General features: G+C 70.5%; 8 protein-coding genes. 6 read left to right on the plus strand and 2 right to left on the minus strand.

Translation table 11 applies throughout. From position 1 onward, the window contains the following. The coding region (locus E1288_RS45365) for a beta-galactosidase (RefSeq protein WP_235884275.1) at positions 1-1796 on the minus strand (1796 nt) is incomplete at its 3' end. A 28-nt stretch (positions 1797-1824) separates the two neighbouring features. Continuing rightward, the gene (locus E1288_RS45370) at positions 1825-2745 is read right to left on the minus strand and encodes a dihydrodipicolinate synthase family protein (protein WP_132495423.1); all 921 of its coding nucleotides are present in this window, start codon (positions 2743-2745) and stop codon (positions 1825-1827) included. A gap of 217 nt (positions 2746-2962) precedes the next feature. Between E1288_RS45370 and qcrB the strand changes: the two genes are divergently transcribed. From qcrB to E1288_RS45400, 6 genes are all read left to right on the plus strand, one after another. Beyond that, entirely contained in the window at positions 2963-4627 is a 1665-nt protein-coding gene (qcrB, locus tag E1288_RS45375; protein ID WP_132495425.1) for a cytochrome bc1 complex cytochrome b subunit, read from the plus strand. A gap of 33 nt (positions 4628-4660) precedes the next feature. Then, entirely contained in the window at positions 4661-5575 is a 915-nt protein-coding gene (locus E1288_RS45380; protein WP_132495427.1) for a ribonuclease Z, read from the plus strand. A 142-nt stretch (positions 5576-5717) separates the two neighbouring features. Further along, entirely contained in the window at positions 5718-6746 is a 1029-nt protein-coding gene (locus tag E1288_RS45385) for a CobW family GTP-binding protein (protein ID WP_132495429.1), read from the plus strand. Positions 6747-6813: 67 nt separating this feature from the next. Next, positions 6814-7656, plus strand: coding sequence for an SAM-dependent methyltransferase (locus E1288_RS45390; RefSeq protein ID WP_132495431.1), 843 nt, complete (start codon positions 6814-6816; stop codon positions 7654-7656). 52 nt (positions 7657-7708) lie between these two features. Next, positions 7709-8221: a mycothiol transferase gene (locus E1288_RS45395; RefSeq protein WP_132495433.1), complete on the plus strand. Its 513-nt coding sequence runs from the start codon at positions 7709-7711 to the stop codon at positions 8219-8221. A gap of 50 nt (positions 8222-8271) precedes the next feature. Further along, positions 8272-8470: transposase domain-containing protein (locus E1288_RS45400; RefSeq protein ID WP_207954298.1), on the plus strand; the 199-nt coding region annotated here is incomplete at its 3' end.

The raw sequence follows: 8470 nt of genomic DNA on the forward strand, positions 1-8470 counted from the left end.
CCCACAACCCGATCAAGCACGGCCCGCATCCCCCCGGCCCCCAACCGGGTCCCGAGGTACCAGGCCACGCCGTCCCCGAAGGCGTTCCGGGTCAAAGCGGCCCCACCGGCCAACCCACCCTCGGTGAACCGCCCGACCACCTCGGCCCCGTCCACCACGATGTCCTCGGACCACAGAAGCCCGCGCTCGGCCGACTCCAGTACGGAGACCCCGACGGACTCCCCGTCCGCCAACGGCCAGAACTCGGCCACGTGTGCGCCGAGGACCTCCCGCAACGGCCCCAGGTACCCGCCCAGGTGGACCTGGTCGGATTCGTCGACGATGCCGGAGAAGAACGACACCAGCAGGTGCCCGCCCCGCCGGACGTGCTCGGTCAGGTTCGCCGCGGTCTCGGCCCTGGTGAGGTACAGGTTCGGCACCACGACCAGCCGGTAGCCGGACAGGTCCGAGTCCGGGTGCACGACGTCGCAGCCGATGTTCGCGTCGAACAGCGGCGAGTAGTGCGCCAGGAGCGCGTCGAGCTGGTCCAGCGTGGCCGGGTGCGAGTTCAGCTCCAGTGCCCACCAGCTCTCCCAGTCCAGCACCAGCGCCACGTCGTTGTCGGGACGGGTGTCGACGAGCGGGCCGGTTTCCGCGAGTTCCGCGCCGAGTCCGGCCACTTCGCGGAAGGTCCGGGTGTCCGGCCCGGTGTGCGGCACCATCGCGGAGTGGAACTTCTCGGCTCCGCCCTTGGACTGCCGCCACTGGAAGAACATCACAGCGTCGGCGCCCTGGGCCACGGCCTGCCAGCTCCACAGGCGCATCTGGCCCGGCTGCTTGGCGCCGTTGCGCTCGCGCCAGTTCACCGCGCTCGGCGCCTGTTCCATCAGCAGCCACGGCTGGCCGCCGCGCAGCGACCGGATGACGTCGTAGGACAGCGCGGCGAGCACGTGCGCCTGCGGGTCGTGCGGGTCGGGGTAGGAGTCGTAGCTGACGACGTCCACTTCGGACGCCCAGCGGTGCAGGTCGAGGGTTTTCGCCAGCGGCACGTGGTTGGTGGTCACCGGCACGTCGGGCGTCGCCGCCCGCAGCACGGCCTTCTCCATGCGCAGCAGGTCGAGCATCGTGTCCGAGGAGAACCGGGCGAAGTCGAGCTGCTGGGTGGGGTTGGCGAAGGTGGGCGCGGTGCGCGGCGGCAGCACTTCGTCGAAGCCGTCGTAGCGCTGCGACCAGAACTTCGTCGACCACGCGTCGTTGAGCTCGGCGATGCCGCCGTAGCGCTCGCGCAGCCATTCCCGGAACGCCGCCGCGGAGCTGTCGCAGTAGCAGGCGCGGACGTGGCACCCGTACTCGTTGCCGATGTGCCACAGCGCAAGCGCGGGGTGGTCCGCGTAGCGCTCGGCGATCCGGGTTACCAGCCGTGTGGCGTGCTCACGGTAGACGGGGCTGGACGGGCAGTACGCCTGCCGCGCCCCGGGCCACAGGACCGTGCCGTCGGCGCGCCGCGGCAGGGTTTCCGGGTGCAGCTTCGCCAGCCACGGCGGCGGTGAAGCGGTCATGGTGGCCACCGCGGCGGAGATCCCGGCATCGGCGAGGTTGTCCAGCACGCGGTCGAACCAGCCGAAGTCGAACTCGCCGGGCCGGGGTTCCACCAGCGCCCAGCCGAAGATCCCGACGCTGACCAGCGACACCCCTGCCTGCTTCATCAGCCTCATGTCCTCGGCCCACACCTCTTCGGGCCACTGCTCCGGGTTGTAGTCCCCGCCGTAGGCGATGCGGCCCAGCCTCTCCGGCAGGCGGCGCAGGTTCTCGGTCACGACTTGACGCTCCCTTCGGCGGGTTCGGTCAGGCCTGGAGCAGGCCGGCCTCGACCAGGTGTCGGCGGACTTCGACGCGTTCGGCGCCGTCGAGCGCCACCATCGGCACGCTGGTCGTGCCGTGCTCGATCACGCCCAGCTGCACCAGCGCCTCCTTGAACGCGCCGATCGCCGACGAGTACCGGCTCATCGGGCGGGCGCCGACGCCGATCACCCGGAAGAGCCGTCGCAGCCGCGCCTGCTCGGTCGCGGCCTGCTGCCACTGCCCTGCGGCCGCGGCGTCGTAGAGCCGGACGTAGCCGCGCGGGTCGGCGTTGCCGAGGCCGGGCACCAGGCCGTGCGCGCCGAGCTGCAGGCTGGTGTCGGCCATCGTCTCGGAGCCGCTGAAGACCAGGAAGTCCCGGTCCGGCAGGGTTTCCAGCACGGTGCGCAGGCCGTCGAGGTCGCCGCTGGAGTCCTTCAGGCCGCGGAGCGTGCCGTCCGCCGCGAGCTCGACGACCGTTTCCGGGTCGAGCTTGGTGTGCACCGAGACGGGGATGTCGTAGGCGAGCAGCGGCAGGTCCACGGCGGCGCGGATCTGGCGGAAGTGCGTCAGGATCTCGACCGGATGGGTCGGGACGTAGAACGGCGCCGTGGCCACCAGCGCGGAGGCGCCGTGCCGCAGCGCGGCCCGCGCGTGTTCGACGACCCGCGGAGTGGCGGTGTCGATGACGCCCGCGAGCACCGGTACGGAGTCGGCCGCCACCCCGGCGACGACTTCCAGCACGCGGTACCGCGCCGCGTCCGGCAGGTAGCCGGCCTCGCCGGTCGAGCCCGTGACGAACAGCCCGTGGACCCCGGCTTCGAGCAGGTGGCCGGTGAGCTTCTCCAGCGACGGCACGTCGACTTCGCGGTCCGGGGTCAGCGGTGTGCACAGCGGCGGGATCACTCCGCCGGCCAGCTCGGCCATACCACTCCTCTGTTGCCCATCATGAAGACGTAGGACGTAGGATGTCCAGACGCTATCGGCTCGGACCGCGCCTGACAAGTGCCGGTGCGCCCGGCTGCCGGTGGCGGGCGGGCGCAGTACGCTCGTATCCGCGCAGTGTCGTTTCGCCCAGCCGACCGGCGGGAGTTCGCGGAATCGACGCCCGTCGGTGGCTCGCAGCGCGGTGCCGGGAGCCGACATGAGCAGGTTGACGCAGCCCACCAAGCCCGAGAGCAAGCTGTTCCGGAAGATCCGCCACCAGGCGAACGAGGCGGACCTGCGGTTCCGCCTGGCGCCGGGGATGCGGCGCCAGATCAGCAAGGTCTTCCCGTCGAACTGGTCGTTCCTGCTCGGCGAGCTCGCGCTGTACAGCTTCGTCATCCTGGTGCTCACCGGCACCTACCTCGCGTGGTTCTTCGACCCGTCGATGACCGAGGTGACCTACAACGGCGTCTACCAGAACCTCCGCGGGGTGGCGATGTCCCGCGCGTTCGAGAGCACGCTGGACATCTCCTTCGAGGTCCGCGGCGGGCTGTTCGCGCGCCAGCTGCACCACTGGGCCGCGCTGGTGTTCATGGCCGCGATCGTGGTGCACATGTTCCGGATCTTCTTCACCGGCGCGTTCCGCCGGCCGCGCGAGGTGAACTGGACCATCGGCATCCTGCTGTTCTTCCTGGGCATGTTCGAGGGCTTCATCGGCTACTCGCTGCCCGACGACCTGCTCTCCGGAACGGGAATGCGGATCGCCTCCGGCATCGTGCTCTCGGTCCCGGTCATCGGCACCTGGCTGCAGTGGATCCTCTTCGGCGGGGAATTCCCCGGCACCGAGATCATCCCGCGGTTCTACATTCTCCACGTCTTCCTGCTACCGGGCCTCATCATCGGCCTGGTCGCGGTGCACCTGGCGATCGTCTGGTACCAGAAGCACACCCAGTACCCCGGCCCGAAGCGCACCGAGTCCAATGTGGAGGGCGTGCGGATCATGCCGGTGTTCGCGGTGAAGAGCACCGGGCTGTTCCTGATCATCACCGGCGTGCTGGCGATCATGAGCGGCATCTTCCAGATCAACGCGATCTGGAACTTCGGCCCGTACGTGGCGTCGATGATCTCTGCGGCCTCCCAGCCGGACTGGTACATGATCTGGACCGACGGGATGGGACGGCTGTGGCCGCCGTGGGAGGTCTACCTCGGGCCCTACACCATTCCGGCGGTGTTCTTCCCGCTCGTCATCGGGCTCGGCCTGGTGTTCACCGTGGCGATCATCTATCCGTTCCTGGAGCGCAAGCTCAGCGGCGACACCGCCCACCACAACCTGCTGCAACGGCCGCGCGACGCGCCGGTGCGCACCGGGCTGGGCGTGATGGCCATCACGTTCTTCGTGGTGGTGCTGCTGTCCGGGGTCAACGACGTCATCGCCTTCGTGTTCGGGCTGTCGCTGAACATGACGACCTGGGCCGGGCGGATCGGCGTGCTGCTCGCGCCGCCGATCGCCTACTACGTCACCTACCGGATCTGCCTGGGCCTGCAGCGCACCGACCGGGACGTGCTGGAACACGGCGTGGAGACCGGCATCATCAAGCGCCTGCCGCACGGCGAGTTCATCGAAGTGCACCAGCCGCTGGGTCCGGTCGACGAGCACGGGCACCCGGTGCCGCTGCCCTACCAGGGCGCCCCGGTACCGAAGAAGATGAACCAGCTCGGCGCCGCCGGCCGGTCGGTGCCCGGCAGCCTGCTGGTGCCCGATCCGCGAGTGGAGACCGAGGCCCTCGACGCCGCCCGCCAAGCCGAGGCGGAGCGGGAGCGGCCCGCCGAGGAGGCCGAGGTCGAGGTCCCGTCCGGCCGCCCGCAGGCGCCCGAGCGGTGATCGCCGCGGCGCGGGTGCCGTAGGGTGCCGCGGGTGTCCAATCGGGAACTGATCGTGCTGGGCACGGCGAGCCAGGCGCCGACGCGGTCCCGCAACCACAACGGCTACCTGCTGCGCTGGGACGGCACCGGACTGCTGTTCGATCCCGGCGAGGGGACGCAGCGGCAGATGATCCACGCGCGGGTCAGCGCGCACGACATCGACCGGATCTGCCTGACGCACTTCCACGGGGATCACTGCCTCGGGGTGCCGGGCGTGGTCCAGCGGCTGTCGCTGGACCGGGTCCGGCGGCCGGTGCACGCGCACTACCCGGCGAGCGGGGCCGGCTTCTTCCGCAACCTGCGCTACGCCTCGGCGTTCGACGAGGTGGTCGACCTGCAGGAGCGGCCAATCGAGCGGGAGGGCGTGATCGCCACCGGCCCGTTCGGCGCGCTGGAGGCGGTGCGGCTGGACCACCGGATCGAGACGTTCGGGTACCGGCTGGTGGAGCCGGACGGCCGCCGCATGGTGCCGGAGCTGCTGGCCCGGCACGGGGTGCGCGGTGCCGCCGTCGGGCAGCTCCAGCGCGAGCAGGTGCTGCGCACCGGGACCGGTCAGGTGACGTTGGAGCAGGTCAGCGAGCCTCGGCCGGGACAGCGGTTCGGGTTCGTGATGGACACCCGGCTCTGCGACGGCGTGTTCGCCATCGCCGAGGGCGCCGACCTGCTGATGATCGAGTCGACCTTCCTGGACGAGGACGCGCGGCTGGCCGACGAGTACCGCCACCTCACCGCCGCCCAGGCGGCCCGGGTCGCGGCCGAGTGCGGCGTGCGGACCCTGGTCCTCACCCACTTCTCACAGCGCTACTCGGACCCGCAACGCTTCCACGACGAGGCGGCGGCCGTTTTCGACGGCCAGGTCGTGGTAGCCGAAGACCTCCAACGCATCCCGGTCCCGAAGCGGAGATAAACCACGTTCCAGTCTCATCTTGCATGGCGGTGCGGGTGGCGGTGCAAGCTGCGAGGGTGGGCTAAGCGGCTGCGCCGCTTCAAAGAAGTCAGCGCATCGCTATGCTGCCGGGCGGTCAGCAGTCGTGTGGAAGGCGGATTCCTTGGTTCGGCAACCGATCCCGGTCATCATCGTCGCGGGGTTCCTCGGGGCCGGGAAGACCAGCCTGCTCAACCACCTGCTGCGCAACCCGCAGGGCGCCCGGATCGGCGTCGTGGTCAACGACTTCGGGAAGATCAACATCGATGCGCTGAGCGTCGCCGGTCAGGTCGACTCCACGGTGTCGCTGGGCAACGGCTGCCTGTGCTGCGCCGTCGACGCCAGCGGGCTCGACGACCTGCTGGCCCGGCTCGCGCGGCCCGGCAGCGACATCGACGTCATCGTGATCGAGTCCAGCGGCCTGGCCGACCCGCGCGGCATGGTCCGGCTGCTGCTGAACAGCACCAACCCCCGCCTCGGCTACGGCGGGCTGGTCGAGGTGGTCGACGCCGCGGAGTTCGACGCGACCCGGCGCCGCCACCCCGAGATCGACCAGCACCTGCGCTTCGCGGATCTGGTGCTGCTGAACAAGATCGACCGCGTCGCCGAATCCGACCAGCGGCGGCTGGCGGAGCTGGTGGGCGGGCTCGCCGGCGGCAAGCCGGTGCTGCCGACCGCGCACGGCAGGGTCGACCCGGCTCTGCTGTTCGACCGCGAGGCGGTCCGCGAACGGCAGGACGTCGCGCGCCAGCTGTCCTTCGACGAGCTGCTGGCCGATTCGTCCGACGACTGCCACGAGCACCTGCACACCGCTTACCAGAGCGTGGAGTTCACCGCCGACGACCCGGTTCACCCGCGGGAGCTGATGCGGTTCCTCGACGACCGCCCGGACGGCGTCTACCGGATGAAGGGCCAGGTGCACTTCGGCGCTCCGGGGCAGGGGCAGAAGTTCACGCTGCACACCGTCGGCGACTTCCTGCGGTTCCAGCGGTCGCGGTGGGCCCGGGGCGAATCGCGGTGCACACAGCTCGTGGTGATCGGCTCCGGTCTGGACCAGGACCGGGTGCGCCGCGACCTGGCCGCCTGCCTCGGCGAACCCGACGCCGCGGACGAGCACAGCATGCTGGATGTGCTCAAGTACACCCGCGCCTGATCTTGCCAAGCCGATCGCGCAGGAGCAGCCTACGGCTGATCGGCCGTCGAACCGGAGAGGCACGGGGATGCAGGGACATCCGGGACAGGATCCGGCCCGGGCGGAGTTGTTCGCGAACCTGGCCGGGGTGGATCGCGAGCGGGCCAACCCGGCCCGCATGTACGACTGCTACCTGGGCGGTGCGCACAACTTCGCGGCAGACCGCGAGGCGGCCGAACGAGTGCTGGCGATGCTGCCCGAGACGCGCACGTTCGCACAGGAGAACCGGGCCTTCCTCCAGCGCGCGGTGCGCTACCTCGCCACCGAGGCGGGCATCGACCAGTTCCTCGACCTCGGCTCCGGCATCCCGACCGTCGGCAACGTGCACGAGATCGCCCAGGGCCTGAACCCCGACGCGCGGGTCGTCTACGTCGACCACGAGCCGGTGGCGGTGGCGCAGTCGCAGCGCATGCTGGCGGGCAACGAGCGCGCCACCATCATCCGCGCGGACCTGCGGCACCCGGACCTGGTGCTGGGCCACCCCGACACCCGCCGGCTGCTGGACTTCTCCCGGCCGGTGGCGGTGCTGATGATCTCCGTTTTCCCGTTCATCCCGGACTCCGACGACCCGGCCGGGATCATCGCCAGCTACCGGCGGGCCTGCGCGCCCGGCAGCCACCTGGCGCTGTCGCACAGCCTGACGCCGGAGTACTGGCCGGGCGAAGTCGCGCAGGCCATCGAGCTCTACCAGTCCAGCACCCACCCGCTGCACCTGCGCAACCCGGACCAGGTCACGGGCCTGTTCGCGGGCTACGAGCTGGTGCCGCCGGGCGTGGTGTTCACCTCGGCGTGGCGGCCGGACCGGCCGGTCACCGACGAGCAGGCGCGGGAGAGCCGCGCGGTCGCCGGGGTCGGCGCGCTGGCCGGCTAGCGTCCACTGTGGATCTGCTGCCGGATCCCGGCGGCGGTCGTACCGTGGGCGGATGTCCAGCGCCGAAGTGCTCGTCGATGCGTTCGACCGGATCCGCGAAGTGGTGCACGAGACCGTGTCGGGCCTGGATCCCGACCAGCTGGCGTACCGGGTCGATCCGGAGGCCAACTCGATCGCCTGGCTGGTGTGGCACCTGACCCGAGTGCAGGACGACCACGTCTCGGACGTGGCCGCGGCGGAGCAGGCCTGGACCGCGCAGGACTGGCTGGGGCGCTTCGGACTGCCGCTCGCGCACGAGGACATCGGCTATGGCCACGATCCCGACGAAGTCGCCGACGTCCGCGTCGACTCCGGCGAGCTGCTGACCGGGTACCACGACGCGGTTCACGCGCGGACGGTCGAGTTCGTCGCGGGGCTGACCGACGACGACCTCGCGGAGGTCGTGGACGCCGGATGGGCTCCCCCGATCACCCTCGGCGTGCGGCTGGTGAGCGTGATCGCCGACGACCTGCAGCACGCCGGACAGGCCGCCTTCATCCGCGGCATCCTCGAACGCGTCGGCTAGCCGCAATGCCGGTCGTTTAGGTTGTCGCGTGGCCGGTAGCCTGCGTACTTGTGGATCTTGAGGCAGGTGCGGGCGCGGGTGTCAGCGTGGCCGATCGGGCCGCCGTCGGCGTGCTGACCCGAACGTTCCCTGTGGAATTGGTCGATCGAGTTATTGATCAGTACTGGCGTAGGGAACAGCGGACCCGCGCACTGCCCGCCCGGCTGATGTTCTACTTCACGCTGGTCTTGTGCCTGTTTCCGCACGAGT

Source organism: Saccharopolyspora elongata (assembly GCF_004348985.1).
Classification (GTDB): Bacteria; Actinomycetota; Actinomycetes; order Mycobacteriales; family Pseudonocardiaceae; genus Saccharopolyspora; species Saccharopolyspora elongata.